The sequence below is a fragment of the Streptomyces sp. SID3343 genome (genome assembly GCF_009865215.1).
Lineage (GTDB): Bacteria > Actinomycetota > Actinomycetes > Streptomycetales > Streptomycetaceae > Embleya.
Genome location: NZ_WWJX01000380.1, coordinates 1 through 16,656, shown reverse-complemented (window position 1 = coordinate 16,656; position 16,656 = coordinate 1). Strand labels below are relative to the sequence as shown.

14 protein-coding genes and 1 pseudogene are annotated in these 16,656 nt (G+C 69.8%); 8 read left to right on the top strand and 7 right to left on the bottom strand.

Annotation, left to right across the window (positions count from 1 at the left end):
- A pseudogene (locus GT354_RS12845) lies at positions 1 to 351 on the bottom strand (hypothetical protein); the annotation flags it as partial.
- Between the two features lie 160 nt (positions 352 to 511).
- Entirely contained in the window at positions 512 to 1,054 is a 543-nt protein-coding gene (locus GT354_RS12840; protein ID WP_161356433.1) for a sigma-70 family RNA polymerase sigma factor, read from the bottom strand.
- Positions 1,055 to 1,401: 347 nt separating this feature from the next.
- On the opposite strand from GT354_RS12840, the gene GT354_RS12835 reads away from it, so the two are divergent.
- Both GT354_RS12835 and GT354_RS12830 read left to right on the top strand, forming a co-directional pair.
- Complete coding sequence (locus GT354_RS12835; protein WP_161356432.1) at positions 1,402 to 1,836, top strand: CBS domain-containing protein; 435 nt, start codon at positions 1,402 to 1,404, stop codon at positions 1,834 to 1,836.
- Between the two features lie 371 nt (positions 1,837 to 2,207).
- Entirely contained in the window at positions 2,208 to 2,690 is a 483-nt protein-coding gene (locus GT354_RS12830; protein ID WP_161356431.1) for an ArsI/CadI family heavy metal resistance metalloenzyme, read from the top strand.
- Between the two features lie 112 nt (positions 2,691 to 2,802).
- Here the strand turns inward: GT354_RS12830 and GT354_RS12825 are convergent, their stop codons facing one another.
- Entirely contained in the window at positions 2,803 to 4,062 is a 1,260-nt protein-coding gene (locus tag GT354_RS12825; protein WP_161356430.1) for an MFS transporter, read from the bottom strand.
- 612 nt (positions 4,063 to 4,674) lie between these two features.
- Between GT354_RS12825 and GT354_RS12820 the strand changes: the two genes are divergently transcribed.
- Complete coding sequence (locus GT354_RS12820) at positions 4,675 to 5,877, top strand: serine hydrolase domain-containing protein (protein WP_161356429.1); 1,203 nt, start codon at positions 4,675 to 4,677, stop codon at positions 5,875 to 5,877.
- 422 nt (positions 5,878 to 6,299) lie between these two features.
- Here GT354_RS12820 and GT354_RS12815 read toward each other — a convergent pair whose 3' ends face one another.
- Together GT354_RS12815 and GT354_RS12810 are read right to left on the bottom strand one after the other, a co-directional pair.
- On the bottom strand, positions 6,300 to 6,791 hold the full coding sequence (locus GT354_RS12815) for a DinB family protein (protein ID WP_161356428.1): 492 nt from the start codon (positions 6,789 to 6,791) through the stop codon (positions 6,300 to 6,302).
- Positions 6,792 to 7,192: 401 nt separating this feature from the next.
- Positions 7,193 to 7,567: a nitroreductase family deazaflavin-dependent oxidoreductase gene (locus tag GT354_RS12810; RefSeq protein WP_161356427.1), complete on the bottom strand. Its 375-nt coding sequence runs from the start codon at positions 7,565 to 7,567 to the stop codon at positions 7,193 to 7,195.
- Between the two features lie 196 nt (positions 7,568 to 7,763).
- Between GT354_RS12810 and GT354_RS12805 the strand changes: the two genes are divergently transcribed.
- Both GT354_RS12805 and GT354_RS12800 read left to right on the top strand, forming a co-directional pair.
- Complete coding sequence (locus GT354_RS12805; protein ID WP_161356426.1) at positions 7,764 to 8,378, top strand: TetR/AcrR family transcriptional regulator; 615 nt, start codon at positions 7,764 to 7,766, stop codon at positions 8,376 to 8,378.
- A 190-nt stretch (positions 8,379 to 8,568) separates the two neighbouring features.
- A complete protein-coding gene (locus tag GT354_RS12800) occupies positions 8,569 to 10,041 on the top strand; it encodes a hypothetical protein (RefSeq protein WP_161356425.1) in 1,473 nt (490 codons plus the stop codon).
- A gap of 21 nt (positions 10,042 to 10,062) precedes the next feature.
- Here GT354_RS12800 and GT354_RS12795 read toward each other — a convergent pair whose 3' ends face one another.
- Complete coding sequence (locus GT354_RS12795; RefSeq protein ID WP_202511824.1) at positions 10,063 to 10,755, bottom strand: PepSY domain-containing protein; 693 nt, start codon at positions 10,753 to 10,755, stop codon at positions 10,063 to 10,065.
- 243 nt (positions 10,756 to 10,998) lie between these two features.
- Positions 10,999 to 11,535, bottom strand: a complete 537-nt coding sequence (locus GT354_RS12790) for a cupin domain-containing protein (protein WP_161356424.1) — start codon at positions 11,533 to 11,535, stop codon at positions 10,999 to 11,001.
- Between the two features lie 203 nt (positions 11,536 to 11,738).
- On the opposite strand from GT354_RS12790, the gene GT354_RS12785 reads away from it, so the two are divergent.
- The 3 genes from GT354_RS12785 to GT354_RS12775 form a co-directional block, all read left to right on the top strand.
- Complete coding sequence (locus GT354_RS12785; RefSeq protein WP_161356423.1) at positions 11,739 to 13,181, top strand: aminopeptidase P family protein; 1,443 nt, start codon at positions 11,739 to 11,741, stop codon at positions 13,179 to 13,181.
- Positions 13,182 to 13,251: 70 nt separating this feature from the next.
- Positions 13,252 to 15,006: an ABC transporter substrate-binding protein gene (locus GT354_RS12780; RefSeq protein WP_161356422.1), complete on the top strand. Its 1,755-nt coding sequence runs from the start codon at positions 13,252 to 13,254 to the stop codon at positions 15,004 to 15,006.
- Positions 15,007 to 15,127: 121 nt separating this feature from the next.
- The coding region (locus GT354_RS12775) for an ABC transporter ATP-binding protein (protein WP_161356421.1) at positions 15,128 to 16,656 on the top strand (1,529 nt) is incomplete at its 3' end.

Below are 16,656 nucleotides of genomic sequence, written 5' to 3'. Positions count from 1 at the left end.
CGTGGCGTCACCGACCACGGCCGCGTACGGCTGACCGGGCGCGGCGGCGAACTTCGCAGCCACCAAGGCCAGCTCCGCGTCCCGCCAGGTCGTGCTCGCGCCCAAGCCCCGCACCAGGACGCGCACCGAGCGCCGGTAGCGCAACCAGGCCCGCACGGGAGCACTGAACGCGTAGGCGGTCAGGGCGATTTCCCGACACAGGCGACGCCACGCGGCCTTCCACCCGCCGAATCGCATCGCGATGAAGCGGAGGATCAGGAAGACCACGAGAGCAATGGCGGCGATGCCGCCCCAGCGGAAGATCGTGTCGCGGTGCTTCGCGAAGAAGTCGAGCGGATCGGTGTTCCTCATCTGCCGGGAAGCTCCTTTCGTCGGGGACCGCCCGGGACCACCGGGTCGGCCGCGGGTGAACCGGCATGCACCGTACTCCGGCCGGCGTGACCGTCCGCCGGGCCCTCCGCGCGCCGAAGCCCGCCGGCCCTCGGCGCGATCGTGTTCGCCGACGTCGTGCTCACGCGCTGCGCTCCTCGAGGGCCTGGCGCAGGGCGCGGATCGCGTAGTACGTGCGGGATTTCACCGTCCCGAGCGGTATGCCCAAAACCTCGGCGGCCTGCTTGAGCTCGCGATCGCGCAGTACCGTCTCGGTGAGGATCTCGCGATGCGCAGCGGTCAGCGAGGGCAGCGCCTCGGCCACGGCCATCCTCCAGAGCAGGGGTTCCAACTGGTCGTCGGCCGGTACGTACTCCAGCGGTTCGGGGCTGACCTCCTGTGGCCGGGCCCGGCGCGCGCGACGGTCGTCGAGGACGATTCGACGGGCCACCGTCGCCAGCCACGGCATGAGGTCCGACGTGTGGCCCGCGATGACGCGAGCGTGGCGCCAGGCGCGCAGCATGGTCTCCTGGAGTACGTCCTCGGCCCACGGACGGTCGCCGTCGGTGAGCTTGAGGCAGAAGGACAGCAACAGTACGGAATAGCGCCGGTAGATCAGTTCGACGAGTTCGGCGTCGCGTGTCGACTCCGCCTGGGTGCTTCCGTCGTGGCTACGGAAGGACATCACGGCCACGGAACCTCGTTCCCCCGATGTGTCAGGTCGGACCGTGAACACTAACTACGCAGTGCCATGGCTCCGTTGAACCTGTAGGGGATTTGAGGATTCGGGAGCCACTGCCCGCCGGAGATGCAAAGAACCACCCGTGAAATACCTTTGGTCCCCACGGTTGGTATGGGACGAGAGGGGTCTCGAACGCTCGCCGACGAGACCGGGTGTGCCGGGACGTGCCCGCCGCGCCGGCACCGATGCCGTTCGGCTCACCCGCCGCGCGAAACGCCACTTCGCCACTTACCGTGTTGGAATATCACACCCCGTAGTCGACGGTGGTGGCGAGCGAGAGGCAGTTACACATGACCACTGCACGTGATGTCATGCATGCCGGGGCCGAGTGCATCGACGCCCGACAGACCCTGATGGACGCGGCCAGGTTGATGCGCGACATGAACGTCGGCGCCCTGCCCATCTGCGGTCCCGACAAGAAGCTCAAGGGCATCGTCACCGACCGGGACATCGTCGTGCGATGTATCGCCGAGGGCAAGGACCCGTCCACCATGAAGGCGATGGACCTGGCGGACCACCTGCACTGCGTCCGGGCCGACGACGACATGAGTGTCGTGCTGAGCAAGATGGAGCAGCACCGGATCCGCCGCATCCCCGTGATCCACGAGGACAAACTGGTCGGCATGATCAGCGAGTCCGACATCGCGAACTGTCACCGCGACGGCAACCACCTGACCGACCGGCAGATCGTCGAGTTCATGGACAGCGTCTACGTCGACCGCTGAACCGCCGCCGCCCAGGGCGCACCGCCGCAAGGCACGAACTCAGGCCGACCCCCGCTCGCGCGGGGGTCGGCCTGCGGCCGTCCGCGAACGGCTGCGTTGTGGACACGGACGAACAGTAGGGACGGCTTGTCGGTCCCGGGAGTTCTTGCAGGCGTTGCCGACGGGCGCGTCGCGTGGTCGGAGGGACGGGCGGGGTCGCGGCACAGCCCGCAGGCGAGTCGCCGCCCCGGCCGTCAGCTGATTCGACATGCGTCAATATTGACAGACGTCGATCCAAGCGCGAAGCTTTCTGTATCGACAACCGTCGATGCAGGGATGCGATCTCGGTGCAGCATCCCGGCGACCGGTTTCCCGCGCCCGGAGGAATCACCATGTCCCGCGCCCAACTCGCCCTGCGCGTCGGCGACCTCGACGCCTCGATCGCCTTCTACACCAACCTCTTCGGCGTCGAGCCCGCCAAGATCCGCGCCGGCTACGCCAACTTCGCCGTCGCCGATCCCCCGCTCAAGCTCGTCCTGATCCAGGGCGACGCCGGCCAGGACACCGTCATGGACCACCTCGGCGTCGAGGTGGAGACCCCCGAAGAGGTGAACGCCGAGACCACGCGCCTGACCGCGTCCGGCCTGATCACCCTGGAGGAGAACGACACCTCCTGCTGCTACGCCGTCCAGGACAAGGTGTGGGTCCACGGCCCCGGCAACGAGCCGTGGGAGGTCTACGTCGTCAAGGGTGACGCCGACACCCTGGCCAAGGACACCGACAGCGCGTGCTGCCTCCCCACCACCGACTCCGGCGTCCCCGTCCCGGACACGATCGCCGCCGGCGGAAGCGAACCCGCGGGCGGCTGCTGCTGATCCGTACCGGCGAAGGGGCGCGGTCGGTTCACACGCCGACCGCGCCACCCTTTGTGGCGGACATCCCGGGAACCAGCCGAAACGCTCGGCGCGATCCGCGCGAGAGTGCCGTCTACAGCTGTCCTGGGTCCGCCGGTTGTACCGGTTCGGTGGTCTCGGCCCGTCCATGGGGGCTCGTGCGCTCGTCGTAGGCGGTGAATCGGGGGAGGACCCGGGCGAGCGCGCCGCACGCGCCCACGCACAGCAGCCCTCCCGAGACGATGGAGCCGCGCAGGCCGATCGCGGCCGCCATCCCGCCGGCCCGCATCTGTCCGAGCGTGGGGCCGATCGAGAACGACAGCAGTTCGATCCCGGCGAGGCGCCCACGCAGCTCGTCCGGGATCGTCTGGTTCCACATGGTCTGGCGAAACAGCCCACTCACCATGTCGGCCGCGCCGGCCACGACCAGGAAGACGAGGGCCGTGGCCACGTCGGAGGCCAGGCCGAAGCCGACGACGGCCGCGCCCCACACCCCGGCCGCGATCAGCACGGCCGTCCCGTGGCGGTGCACGTGTCGAACCCACCCGCTGGTCAGTGAGATCGCCAGGGCCCCGACCGACGTCGCCGCGTAGAACAGCCCCAACGACGACGGCGAGCGCAAGTCGTCGGCCACGAAGGGAAAGAGGGCCATCGGCATGGCAAAGAACATGGCGGCGATGTCGACGACGTAGGTTCCCATCAGCTCCTGCCGAGAGAACGCGTACCGGACTCCCACCACGATCCCCTTGATACTCGGGCGCTCCGCTCCCGGTGGGGCCGGTGCCGGTCGCAACCAGGCGAGCAGGACGAACGAGACGACGAACGTGGCCAGGTCGACGGCATACGCCGCCGCGATCCCGACCTGGGTGACCAGCAGGCCGCCGAGCGCGGGTCCGGCGATGGAGCCGATCTGCCAGCGCATCCCCTGGATGGCGTTGGCCGCCGCCATCTCGTCACGTTTCATCAATCGGGGGATGAGCGCGTTGAGCGAGGGCCGCTGCAGGCCGTCCAACGCGGCGATGCCGCCGGCGCAGATGTACAGGGGCCAGAAGGCGGGATCCGGAAGCAGGGCGTTGACCAGGAGACCTGCGGCGAGGACGGCCATGCCGATTTCGCACAGGACGATCACCCGCCGGCGATCCATCGCGTCCGCGAGCGCACCACCCCACAGTCCGCCGAGGACCATCGGCACGAGCTCGACGACACCGATGGCACCGACGGCGAGGTAGGAGTCGGTGAGCCGCATGATCTGGTACGGCACAGCCACGATCGTGATGAAGCTGCCGAACATCGTGACGACACCACTCGTCATCAGGATTCGGAAGTCCCGACATCGGAGTGGGCGGATGTCCATGCGGAGGTGTCGCAGTAGACCGAATAGACGGAGTGGACCGAGTAGACGGAACAGACGGAGTAGACCTGAAACGTTCACGGGAAGGACACACCTTCGGCAGCCGTGAGGACGCGGCGGCGCCGAGCGCGACGGCTCGTCTCGTGCTCGTCCTCGTCGGAAACGGTTTCGACCAACCGACCCGCCGCATTCGTCCCGAGCCGCCACGCCGGCACGTGGCTCCACCGACAGTGCGCCCGACGGCGGATGCCGACGCGACGTTCGCCGAGCGAACCGAGTGGCGGTGCTTCGAGAGGGTGGGGCGGGACCTACGTCGGGAGGCGTTCACTCCGATCGACTGCACAACGATCCGCGCAGCCTAGCCGCCTTCGCGGGGCGCCGGCAGCCCCGAACAGATGTCGCCGTCGGCTGCGTTCCGTCGGATCGAGCCCGAGGCGCCGGCGCCGACGAAGGTCGGCCCGTAGGGGAGTGCCCCGACAACTGCCTTGATGTGGACGGCTGTTGCTCAGGGAGGGTTCAGGGGTGCTGCCCTCCTCGCCGACGATCCGCAGGGGCGTGGAGCCGCCGCAGACTGAGTCGGCGACACCCCTTCTCCGACAATCTCGGGAGCAACCGATGCGCACACCACATACGCCCGTCCTCACCTCCGCTGTCGTCCTCGCCCTGGCCATCGGTCCCCTGGCCGCGGCATCCGCGTCGGCCTCGCCCGCGTCCGGCTTACCCGCATGCGCTTCATCCGTGCCCGCGCCGTCCGCGTCGGCGGTCCCAAGCGACACCACGCCGGGACCGAACGCCCAGGCCCTGGCCGCCGCGATCGCCGGGCTGCCGGACGCCGACGCGACCGCTGCCCTGGTACGGGTCGGCGGCACCGAGGGCAGGTGGCGCGGCAGCGCGGGTGTCCACGACCTGGAGAGTGGGCGGGACGCGGACGCGCACGCGCGGTTCCGGGCCGGTTCGACGACGAAGGTGGTGACCGCCGCGGTCGTGCTGCAGCTCGCGGCGGAGGGGAGGGTCGACCTCGGCGAGTCGGTACAGCACTATCTCCCGGGGCTGCTGGACCGGTCCTTCAAGCCCGTCACCGTACGACAGTTGCTCAACCACACCAGCGGCATCCAGGCCGGCGACGGCTTCGGGGACTCCTTCGAGGAGGCCTACGCGCACCGCTTCGATACGCTGACGCCGCAGGCGGTCGTGGCGTCGGCGGTGGCGAAGGGTCCGGAGTTCGACCCGGGCACCCGGCAGAACTACCTCAACATCAACTACACGCTCCTGGGGATGCTGATCGAGAGGGTGACGGGACATCCGTACGCCCGGGAGGCCACCCGCCGGGTGCTGCGCCCCGCCGGGATGCGGGACACGTACTTCCCCGGCACGGATCCTCGTATCCACGGTCCGCACAACCGCGGATACCAGGCGGTGCGGGAGGCCGACGGCACGACCCGGTTCGTCGACGTCACCGACTGGAACCAGGCGGACCGCTGGGCGGCCGGCGACATGATCTCCACGACCGCCGACCTGGAGCGGCTGATCACCACGGTGTTCCGAGGCCGAATCGTCCCCCGGCCGCAGTTGGACGAGATGTTCACGGTCCCGGCGAACATCGACGGTGCGAAGATGAGCGCCGGGCTGGAGCGTTTCCCGTACAAGGGCGTCGTGTATTGGATCAAGTCGGGCGCCCGCTACGGCTACAGCACCGTGATCGCCGCGACCTGCGACCTCTCGCGCACCCTCGTCTTCTCGGTCGACTCCACGGACGCGAAGGGCGAGTCGATGAACCCGGTGGCCGAGCGGATCGTCCTGGCGGCCATGGAGCGGTAGCGCTCGCCGCGAGTCGGGTCTACGGAACAGCGGCGAACGGCGGTTGTGGCAGCGGTACTTCGAGGTCGGCTCGGCGCCGTCGTGCGTCGCACCTGCGGCCGAGGGCCCGCGGTGCGGCTCACCGGGGTTCTCGGTCGGCCGGGGCGGGTCTCGGTGCCGCTCGGATGTGCGCGCGTTCGCCCTGTTTTCCGATCAGGCTCAGGTATTCGACGGGGCGCGCGGGTGCCGACGCGAGCCGCTCGGGAATCCTTCGTCGACGGTTGGCAACAGGCCATGTGGGCGCACGCCACAGCCATGGCGGTCCTGTTCGTCCACGTGCTCGCGCGAGGTCCGCGGAAACCGACCCCGGATGCCGGTGGCGACGGCCGGGCATCCACCGACGGGCCGCCGTCGACCTGCGGCGGGGGTCGTGAGTCAGCGGCTCAACGTCCGGTGGTGCCGTCGACGAGTTCGCGGAGGATGTCCGCGTGACCCGCGTGGCGGCCGGTTTCCTCGATCATGTGGGTGAGTGCCCAGCGAACGCTCGGCGACGCGCCCGCCCGCCCCGGCCGGGGGAGCGGTGCGCCGAGATCGGTGCACGCGTCGAGAACCTTGTTCGCGCGGTCGACGGTTGCCCGGTAGCGAGCGACGACGTCGGCGACGCCGTCCTGCGGGGCCGCCTGGAACGTCGCCTGCCAGTCGGTGACCTTTTCGCCGAGAAACGTGGCCCGCTCGACGGCGATCAGATGGTTGAGCAGGCCAAGCAGGTTGGTGCCCGAGGGCACCGCCGGTGTCCGGACCTGCGGTTCCGCGGCTCCGTCGACCTTCGTGGCGATCGAGGCCCGCAGGTAGTCGAGGAATCCGCGCAGGACCTCGGCTTCGCTGTTCGCGGTGCGGGGCGGAGGGGTGTCATGGCGGCGGTGGGCGGTGGGCACGGCGTTCTCCTGGTGTGGTGGCGGTCGGGGTGGTGTCACGGTCGAGCCCGTCCGGCCCGTCTGCCGGACCGATCGCGTGTCCCTTCCCGGTGCGTTCCGGGTACCAGTCTCGGTCGACGTGCCCCGAAGTGCCGTCCCTCCATGCCGTTTCGGCAAGTCGGCGCCGTGCGCTCGGCAGTGGGAAACGTTGCGGTGCCCGGCGCCGCGTACGTCGCATCGGCGTTGACGCCGACGTCAAGGCGTACCGTCCCGGGGCAACAGCACGGGCAACCGCCGACCCGACAGGACGGAAACGACGTTGACGAGCACCACGGCGAACCCTGCCGACCACGCCGCGCTGATCGCGTGCGACCAGGACCGGCTGCCGACTCCGGGAGGGGTGGTTCGGCGACGACCGGGTGTCAGTTCGCGACCAGGTCCATGCGCAGGAACTCGGTGATGCGGAGCAGCCTCGGGGGGCGGTTCACCTCGTCGGAGAGCGCCTGGAACGCCTCGGCTTCGCCGACCAGGCGTGGGGCGGCGAGGTGCACGTCCCGCCCGCCGACCCGCAGCTGCGCGCTGCCGGCCGCCAGGACGTTTCGCACCCAATCCGAGCCCGATCCGTACACCAGGACGAACACGTAGCCGCCGTCGACGGGATGCGCGTCGAGCGGCGTGTGGTGCGTCGCGCCGGAACTGCGACCCACGTGCGTCAGTACGGGCCACTTGCCGCCCGCGATGGCGCGCGGGTTGAACAGCCGTTTGTTCACGTGCCCCCACCACTTGGGCATCGGCATCGCAATCTCCTTCTCCCGCCCCGCCGGGGCGCGTCCGGGTCACCACGTACGTCGCACTGCCGGCTGATTCCCTCCGGCAGACTTACATACGTAAGGCTGGCTTACGCCTGTAAGCTTGTCAACTCGCTCGGACCCTGGAGTCGTCGTGCCATCACCGCCCCCGCCCCCGCCACGGCAGCCACTCAGCACCGATCGCGTGCTCGAAGCCGCGATCCGGGTCGCGGATCGCGGCGGGGTCGAAGCGATCACGATGCGCAAGGTGGCGCAGGAACTGGGGGTGGAAGCGATGTCGCTCTACCACCACGTGCCGAACAAGGACGCGATCCTGGACGGCGTGGTCGACGCCGTGTTCGCGGCGATCGAACTGCCCGGCCCGGGGAGCCACGATTGGCGGGACGCGATCCGCGCACGTGCCTTCTCCGCGCGTGCGGTCCTGTCGCAACACAGCTGGGCACTCGGCCTCATGGACTCCCGGCGCAACCCGGGACCGGCGACGCTACGCCACCACGACGCCGTCCTCGGTGTCCTGAGGAAGGCGGGGTTCACCCTGCCGATGGCCGCGCACGCCGTCTCGCTCGTCGACAGCTACATCGGCGGATTCGTCATCCAGGAGGAGAGCCTGCCGATGACGACGCCGGACGACGTCGAGGACGTGGCCGCCGGCATCCTCGAACACCTGCCGACAGACGAACTGCCGTACCTCACGGAGATGATCGTCGACCACGCCCTGCGGCCGGGCTACGACTACTCGAGCGAGTTCGACTACGGACTCGACCTGATCCTGGACGCACTCGAAGCCCGCCGAGGGTAGCCGCGCGAACGCACCGTGTACATACGAACGAGAACCGCTGCGGAGCGCCCAGGACTGCCGGCCGGCCCGACGATCGCGATCCGCCTCGTGGCCAAGGCACTTCGCGTTCTCCTCGGCGCGGCGAACGCCGATCGGTGCCGGAAGCGACCCGGGCAGCGTCGTCACGAACGGCGCCTGGCATTCTGCGCGCATGGACGCCGACGCACCGACTCCGGTTCACCTCGACGACGTGCTGGGCGGCTTGGCCATGAACCCGGCTCTGCCGGCCGCCATGGTCCGGCGACTGTTCGCATGGCGACGAGGATCCGGGGAGGTGGCGAAGCGCCCGGACCTCACCGAGGACATGATCGCCGAGATCATCGCGATCGACGAACACTGGCACCTGCACAGCCTGGCGCTCAACGACCGGTTGCCGGACCGGTTCCGCGTCCGCTTGGCCGCGCACAGGGACAAGGCGGTGCGGTCCGCGCTCGTCGTCCACGCGGCGACCGCACCGAGGGAGATGTTCGAGAAGCTCATCGACGATCCCGATCCACGGGTCCGCGAGTACCTGGCCAAGGGCCATCACACGCCGCCCGACCTCCGAGCCCGCCTCGCCGCCGACCCCGACCCCGGGATCCGCGCCACGTTGGCGAAGTGGTGGACACAGGCGCCGGAGTCGGTTCGTCGGATCCTGCTGACCGATCCCGAGCCCGCCGTCCGCGCCGCGGCCTGTTCGACCTACTTCGCGCGTCTGCCGCACCCGATACCGCCCTCGGACCTGCTGCCGGCACTGTTGGCGGACCCGGTGACCCGGGCGGGCGCGGTGATCCACGTCGATCTCGACCCGGACACGCTTCGGCGGCTCGCCGAGGATCCGGACAGTGAGGTGCGCGCGCAGCTCGCCCGGCATCCCCGATTGCCGCCGGCGGTGCGCGACGTCCTCGCCGTCGATCCGGCTTTGCGCGTCCGGGTACAGGTCTTCGCCCGGCCCGACACACCGGAGCGCGTGCGGGCGCAGATCCACGCCTCCGTCCATGAGATCTCGCGTTCGATGCCCGAACCGGACCTCGACGCGACCGACGAAACGCAGCTTCGGTGGTACGAAAACGCCGTCGCCCCCATGGAACTGCGGATCCTGCGCCTGGACTGGATCATGGCCGATCCGCTGCCGCACATCGACTCCCCCTATGTCGCTTTTCGAGTTTCGGCGGCCATGAGCAAGGACCTTCCCGCGAGCGCGGTGGCCCGCCTACTCGACGACGAGAAGGAGATGGTCCGCCTCACCATGGCGTGCTCCGCCCCGCACCTGGTCGATCCGACGACCGCCGAGAGCATCGAGCGCCGCTACCGTCGGCGGGACAAGTTCACCTTCTGGTGGGACACGCAGGAGGTCCTGACGTTCCCGGTAGACGTCCTGCGCCGCTTCGCCACCGACCCCGAGCCCAGGCTCCGCTCCTTCGCGCCCCGTGATCCGGATCTCCCCGCGGACATCGCCGAGAAGCTTGCCTCCGACCCCGAAGAGCGCGTCCGCCGAGCGGTCGCCCCGCACCGCAACCTCCCGCTCCCATCCCTGCTGCGACTCCTCGCGGACCCCTCGGAGCGCGTCGCGGAGGCCGCCGGGGCCTCGCCGTTCCTTCCCGTCGAGCGGATGGGCCGGCTACTGACCCTCGCGGGTCTGTAGCCGGCGGTACCGGCCCGGAGGTCAGTCGCGGTCGACGTGTTCGCGGGTGATCTGTCCGGTGCCGGCGTCGACGTCGTACGTGGTCTTGTTCCAGTCGTCGGTGGTGACGATGTCGACGGACCAGCCGGGTTTGTCGTCGTCGTGTTCGACGGCCGTGACGGTGCCCTGTTTCCGGGCGAGGGCGGTGCCTGCCGCCTGTTGCCACGTCGTGGTCGTCTTGGCGAGCCGGTCGGCGAGTTTGCGCTTGTCTTCGGCGTCTTGATCGGCGTCGACTCGGTCGTTGCGCACGGCGCCGGAGCCGGCGTCCACCTCGACGTGGTGGGCGGTGCCGTCGGGGCCGACCGTGCGGACGCCCCAGACCGGTGTGTTGTCGGTGGCGCGCTTGAGTTCGATGTCGATCACCTTGGCGTCGGGGGTTCCGGCCGACGCGGCGGTGGCCGCCTGTACGTAGTCGATCCTGGCAAGGGGGACCAGTGCGCTGCGCTGAGCCTGGTCCTCGGTGATCCGGCCGCCGGGCGACGCGCCGGCGGCGGTGGGGGATCCGGGGGTGGGGCCGGTCGAGGCCGCGGTGACGGCCGGGGGTGTGACGGTCTTGTCGTCCTTGTCGTCGTCGTCCCCGCAGCCGGTGGCCGTCGCGACGAGGAGGACGGCACAGCACAGGGTGGCGGCGCCGAAGTGGCGGCGGCGGGAGGGGTTCGTCCGTGGGTGCGTCATGGGGGACCGGCTACCCGGATCTGTTCGGCTCGCTCTGCGGTTGCGGTTGCCTCACTCGATCGGGTGGCGCAGTACGCCCGCGGCCGCGTCCGCCGGGAGCGCCGAGCTGCCGGCCCGGTCGTGCGCGGCGTCGTGATGGTGCGGAAGTGACGGCCCGTGCGCCGCCGATCGGGCCGGCGGCGCTTCCTCGATGGACGAGTGCGAGGTGGAGTGGGGCGGGCCCGATCCCGGGCACCGGTCGGGTCAGGGTGTGGGCGGAGTGACCGCGATGACGAACGCGGCGGGGTGGTTCGCCGTGTTGAGGTAGCGGTGGGGGAGCCGGGAGTCGAAGGTGACGGACTCGCCGGCGCGCAGTTCGTACGACTCGCCGCCGATCTCCGCGACGATGACGCCGTCGAGGACGAGTGTGCACTCCGTCGACGGATGCGCCCACGGCTCGGCCGAACTCGCGTCGCCTGGTGCCAGGTCGGCGCGCAGTACCTCCAGGTCGCCGCGACCCGGCGTCAGGCGCTCGTAGCTGATGCTGCCCCGGGGCGCCGACAGGGCACTGCGCGTCCCCGGTTTGCTGACGTGCACCTGTGGTGCGTTCGGTTCGGTGAACAGGGTGGAGATCTCCGCGTCGAACACGCCCGCGAGTTTGCGCAGGGTGGCGACGCTCGGGTCTGTGTAGCCGTTCTCGATCTGACTGAGCAGGCCCGCCGAGACGTGGGCGCGCGCGGCGAGTTCACGCAGCGTCATGCCGCGGTGTTGACGGAGTTCCCGGAGGCGGTCACCGAGCATCGATCGAAAGCTCCCTTGGCATATTTCGAACCTATATCCTTGACCAGACTAAATAACATTCTTTAGTGTGGTCAAACGCGCCGACCGTCCCCACGGTTCCCGCGGGCCGGTGGTCGACGCGATTCGACGCGTCCCCGGCCGACCGCCGTCGCCCCCTCGACGCCGGCCCCACCACGCATGGCCGAATCCGAGAGGCAGCCAGGATGCCCGACCGTCGTTCGCTCGACACCGGCTATTTCAAGCCACCTTTCTCCGCTGCCCTGAGGTCGTACCTCACTCGGGGTTGGGGCGAGCGCCCGCATGTCGACGTCGAAGCGGCCGACGTCGCGTCGTACGCCGCACGGCGTCGCTCCCGTCTGTCGCACTGTTTCCCGGGTGAACGCGTCGTCGTCCCCTCCGGCCTGTCCAAGGTCCGGGTCAACGACTGCGACCACCCGTTCCGGGCGGGCAGCGACTACGTCTGGGCGACCGGTGACCGCGAACCCGAAGCGGTACTGGTGCTCGAACCGGTCGCGGGCGGCCACGACCCGGTGCTCTACGTGCGTCCCGCGTCCGATCGGAGCGACCCCGACGACCTCTTCCACGGCCGGCACGGCGAGTTCTATGTCGGGCGGCGCAGGACGCTGCGCGAGACCGAGAACGTGTACGGGATCCACACCCGGCACGTGGACCGGCTCGCGCAGGCCCTGGCCGGGGGACCCGCTCGGGTCATGCGGGGCCTCGACCCGCGCGTCGACACCGCCGTCGCGCAGGACGACCCCTACCTCGACGGTGAACTCGCGGCCGTGCTGTCGGAGTTGCGGGCGGTGAAGGACTCCTGGGAACTGGATCAACTCCGCGCCGCGGTCGGCTCCACCGTCCGGGGTTTCGAGGACGTCGTCCGTTCGATGGGCAAGGCCGTGCGTACGAGCGAGCGTTGGCTGGAAGCGGCGTTCTTCCTGCGGGCCCGCGTCGAGGGCAACGACGTCGGCTACCACAGCATCGTCGCCTCCGGCGCCCGCGCGACCGCCCTGCACTGGACACGCAACGACGGGCCCGTGGTCCCCGGGACCCTGCTGCTGATGGACGCGGGAGTGGAAACGCGATCGCTCTACACCGCCGACATCACCCGTACGCTGCCCGTCGACGGTCGCTACACCGGCGCCCAACGCGAGGTGTACGAACTGGTTTTGCGGGCCCAGCGCTCGTCCCTGGCCACGGTGCGGCCCGGCACCACGGTCCACGACTTCAACGAGGCCGCGATCCGCACCCTCGCCGAGGGGCTCGCCGACTGGGGCATCCTGCCGGTCGCCGCGCGGGAGTCGCTGCGCGAGGACTCGGGCCTGCACCGTCGCTACACCCGGCACGGGATCGGCCACATGCTCGGTCTCGACGTGCACGACTGCTCCAAGGCGCGCTCGGCGCACTATCTGGGCGGGCGCCTCGCCGAGGGGCACGTGTTCACGTGCGAGCCGGGGCTCTACTTCCAGCACGACGACCTCACCGTGCCCGAGGAACTGCGTGGCATCGGTGTCCGGATCGAGGACGACCTCGTGGTGACCGCCGACGGATACGAACTGCTTTCCCACGCGCTTCCCCGAGAACCCGACGCCGTGGAGGCGTGGATGGCCGCGCTGTGGGCGGGCGGCGACTCCATCGAACCGTGAACGTCGGTCGATGCCCTGTTCGAACCGACGCGCGCTCCCGCGCGTTCGTGACCAGTGAGGACGGAACACGATGAAAGTGTGGAAACTCGGAACGACCGCGGCGGGCGTCGCGGTGGCGGTGCTCGCCAGTGGGTGTTCCTCGAACGCCTCGACGGCAGATCAGCCGGAGGGTGAGCCCGTGCAGGGCGGTACCCTGCGCCTGCTGGGCGCCGCGGACGTGGATCATCTGGACACGGCGAGCGTGTATTCGCCCAACGGCACGGCGCTGATGCGCGCCGTCAGCCGCCAGTTGGTGACCTTTCCGACGACGAAGGACGAGGCCGCGTCGACCGGCCTGGTGCCGGACCTGGCTACCGAGGTACCCCGCCCGGCCGACAGCCGGACCTTCGCCTTCACCCTGCGCGAGGGCGCCACCTGGGACACCGGCAACGGCGGACGCCAGATCACCGGCGCCGATGTGCAACGCGGGTTCAAACGACTGTGCAACCCCGTCGTGCCCAGCGCGGGCGCCACGTACTTCATGGACGCCATCAAGGGCATGCGCGCGTTCTGCGACGGTTTCAAGGACGTCGGAAAGGACGTCAAGGCGATCAAGGCTTACGTCGAAGGCACCGACATCGCCGGCATCACGACCGACGGCGACCGCAAGGTCACCTTCGAACTCGAAGCGGCCATGGGCGACTTCACCACCCTGCTCGCCCTGACCCCGGCCAGTCCCGCGCCGGTGGAGAGCCTGGACCACCTGCCCGACTCCCCGGACTTCCGCAAGTCCTTCGTCTCCAGCGGGCCGTACCGGATCGCCTCCTACACGGCCGATCAGCACCTCACACTGGAGCGCAATCCGTCCTGGAAGGCCGCGTCGGACCCCCTGCGCAAGGCATACGTGGACCGGATCGAGATCACCTTCGGGGCGACCCAGGACTCGGTGATGCAGCAACTGCGCGCCGGAACGATCGACTTGCCCTGGGACACCACGGTGCCGCCCGCGTTGCTGCCGCAATTGCGCAAGAGCAAGCGGCTCCTGGTGGTCAAAACCGGCGCGATGGAACCCTACCTGGGCATCAACATGCGCAGCCCCAACAACGACGGGGCGATGGGCAAGATCGGTGTCCGCCAGGCCCTCGCCTACGCCGTCGACAAGAAGGCGGTGCTCCAGGTACAGGGCGGCCCGACCGTCGGCGAGATCCAGAACCAGTTGTTCGTCTCGACGTTGCTCGGTTCGGACAAGTACGACCCCTACCCCACCCCCGGCAACGCCGGCGACCCCGCCAAGGCCAGACAACTGCTCGCTGACGCCGGTTACCCCAACGGCATCACCCTCAAGATGCCGTACCGCACCAAGGACCAGTACCCCCAGGTCGCGCAGACCCTCCAGGCCGGGTTCAAGAAGTCCGGGATCACGCTCGAACTGATCCCGGTGACGCCGACCGAGTACTACCGGGACTGGCTGACCAGCGACTCCGCCCAGACCTCCGGTCGATGGGACATCGCCCCGGCGGGTTGGGCCCCCGACGCCCCCGGCGCGTCCAACCGCACCGTCTACGAGCCGCTCGTCCGCAAGCCCGCCGCGGCGGGTTCGTACAACTACGGCAACTACGGCAACCCGGAAACCGACGCGCTCGCCGAGAAGGCGCTGGCCACCGGCGACCCGCAGGAGGCCGCCGCGTTGTGGCGCGAGATCGACAAGAAGGTGATGGGGGACGTCCCGCTGGTGCCGATAACCGTCCGCAACCAGGCGCTGTACAGCGGGAATCGGGTGGGCGGAGTCGCCGCCAACAGCCTCAGCAAGTGGCCCGACTGGACCCTCGTCTGGTTGAAGAAGTGACCCGGCCCCTGCCTCTGCGGTGCCCGCGCGCAGCGACACCGAGCGCCGCCCTCGACGGCGCCCCGAACGACGTCGCGAACGGCACCGCGAGCGACCCTCCCGAACGGAACGAGAGATCCACATGGCCCTTCTAGAGGTTGCCGACCTGTCGGTCGCCATCCCGACCGCGGACGGTCTGGTCCGGGCGGTGGACAACGTGTCCTTCTCCGTGGCGGCGGGCGAGATGTTCGGCATCGTCGGCGAGTCCGGGTCGGGCAAGAGCGTCGGCATGAGCACCCTGGTAGGCCTCATGCCCGGTGTCCGCACCTCCGGACACGCGCATTTCGAGGGCCGAGACCTGCTCGCGATGGACGCCGAGCAGTTGCGCAAACTGCGCGGCAGACACATCGGCATGATCTTCCAGGATCCGCTGTCCAGCCTGCACCCCCACTTCACCATCGGTTGGCAGATCGCCGAGATGGTGCGCGCGCACGAGGACGTCGGACGCAAGGAGGCCAAGGCGCGGGCCGTTTCGATGCTCGGCAGGGTCGGGGTGCCCGAACCGGCTCGGCGCGCGGACGACTACCCCCACCAGTTCTCCGGCGGAATGCGCCAGCGGGCCATGATCGCCATGGCCCTGACGCTCAACCCGGAACTGATCATCGCCGACGAACCGACGACCGCGCTGGACACGACCGTTCAGGCCCAGATCCTGGAGCTGTTCGGGTCCATCCGCGAGGAGTTCGGGACCGCCGTCATCATGATCACGCACGACCTGGAGGTGCTCGCCGACGTCGCCGACCGGGTCATGGTGATGTACGCGGGCCGGCGCATGGAGATCGGCACCCGCGAGGACGTCCTCGATCGCCCCCGGCATCCCTACACCCGCGGGCTGCTGGACTCCTCCCCGGCGCGCAACCCGAGCGCCACTCGGCTGCGGCCGATCGCCGGGCGTCCGCCGAGCCTGATCGCGCCGCCGGACGGCTGCGTGTTCCATCCCCGTTGCCCCGTCGCGATCGACTCCTGTCACACCTCGCCGCCGCCCACTCACGGCGCGGGCGACGAGCACGCGTGGACGTGCCGGCTCGACGAGGAGACACCCGTACCGCAGGCGCCGGACCCGACGCCCGCGCCCACCCCCCGTGCCGTGCCCCAGCCGGCCACGGCACCCGACCCTCGACCGGTGCTGATCCGGGCGGACGACGTCGTCAAGACGTTCGGCGGCTCCCGGAGAATCGGCAGGCAACGCGACAAAGCCGCCCTGCGCGCCCTGGACGGCGTCAGCCTGGAACTACGCCAGGGCGAGACCTTCGGCCTCGTCGGCGAGTCGGGATGCGGCAAGTCCACCCTCGCGCGCTGCCTCGCCGGCCTGCACCCCATGACGTCCGGCCGACTGGAGATCAACGGCACCGACGTCTCCACCTCGGACCGCCGAGCCTGGCAGTCCGTCCGAAGCGACGTCCAGATGGTCTTCCAGGACCCCTACGGTTCGCTCAACCCCAGACGCCGCGTGGGGTCCATCATCGCGGAGCCGTTTCGCATCCACGGCCGGGCGAGCGGCGACGGGTTGCGTAGAAGCGTCCAGGATCTGATGGAGGTCGTGGGCCTCAACCCCGAGCACTACAACCGGTTTCCGGCGGAGTTCTCCGGCGGCCAGCGCCAACGCATCGG

Excerpts from the sequence above, each read along its gene's own strand:
- GT354_RS12840 (WP_161356433.1), bottom strand. The coding sequence starts at position 1,054 with ATGTCCTTCCGTAGCCACGACGGAAGCACCCAGGCGGAGTCGACACGC.
- GT354_RS12835 (WP_161356432.1), top strand. The coding sequence starts at position 1,402 with ATGACCACTGCACGTGATGTCATGCATGCCGGGGCCGAGTGCATCGAC.
- GT354_RS12830 (WP_161356431.1), top strand. The coding sequence starts at position 2,208 with ATGTCCCGCGCCCAACTCGCCCTGCGCGTCGGCGACCTCGACGCCTCG.
- GT354_RS12825 (WP_161356430.1), bottom strand. The coding sequence starts at position 4,062 with ATGGACATCCGCCCACTCCGATGTCGGGACTTCCGAATCCTGATGACG.
- GT354_RS12820 (WP_161356429.1), top strand. The coding sequence starts at position 4,675 with ATGCGCACACCACATACGCCCGTCCTCACCTCCGCTGTCGTCCTCGCC.
- GT354_RS12810 (WP_161356427.1), bottom strand. The coding sequence starts at position 7,567 with ATGCCGATGCCCAAGTGGTGGGGGCACGTGAACAAACGGCTGTTCAAC.
- GT354_RS12800 (WP_161356425.1), top strand. The coding sequence starts at position 8,569 with ATGGACGCCGACGCACCGACTCCGGTTCACCTCGACGACGTGCTGGGC.
- GT354_RS12795 (WP_202511824.1), bottom strand. The coding sequence starts at position 10,755 with ATGACGCACCCACGGACGAACCCCTCCCGCCGCCGCCACTTCGGCGCC.
- GT354_RS12790 (WP_161356424.1), bottom strand. The coding sequence starts at position 11,535 with ATGCTCGGTGACCGCCTCCGGGAACTCCGTCAACACCGCGGCATGACG.
- GT354_RS12785 (WP_161356423.1), top strand. The coding sequence starts at position 11,739 with ATGCCCGACCGTCGTTCGCTCGACACCGGCTATTTCAAGCCACCTTTC.
- GT354_RS12780 (WP_161356422.1), top strand. The coding sequence starts at position 13,252 with ATGAAAGTGTGGAAACTCGGAACGACCGCGGCGGGCGTCGCGGTGGCG.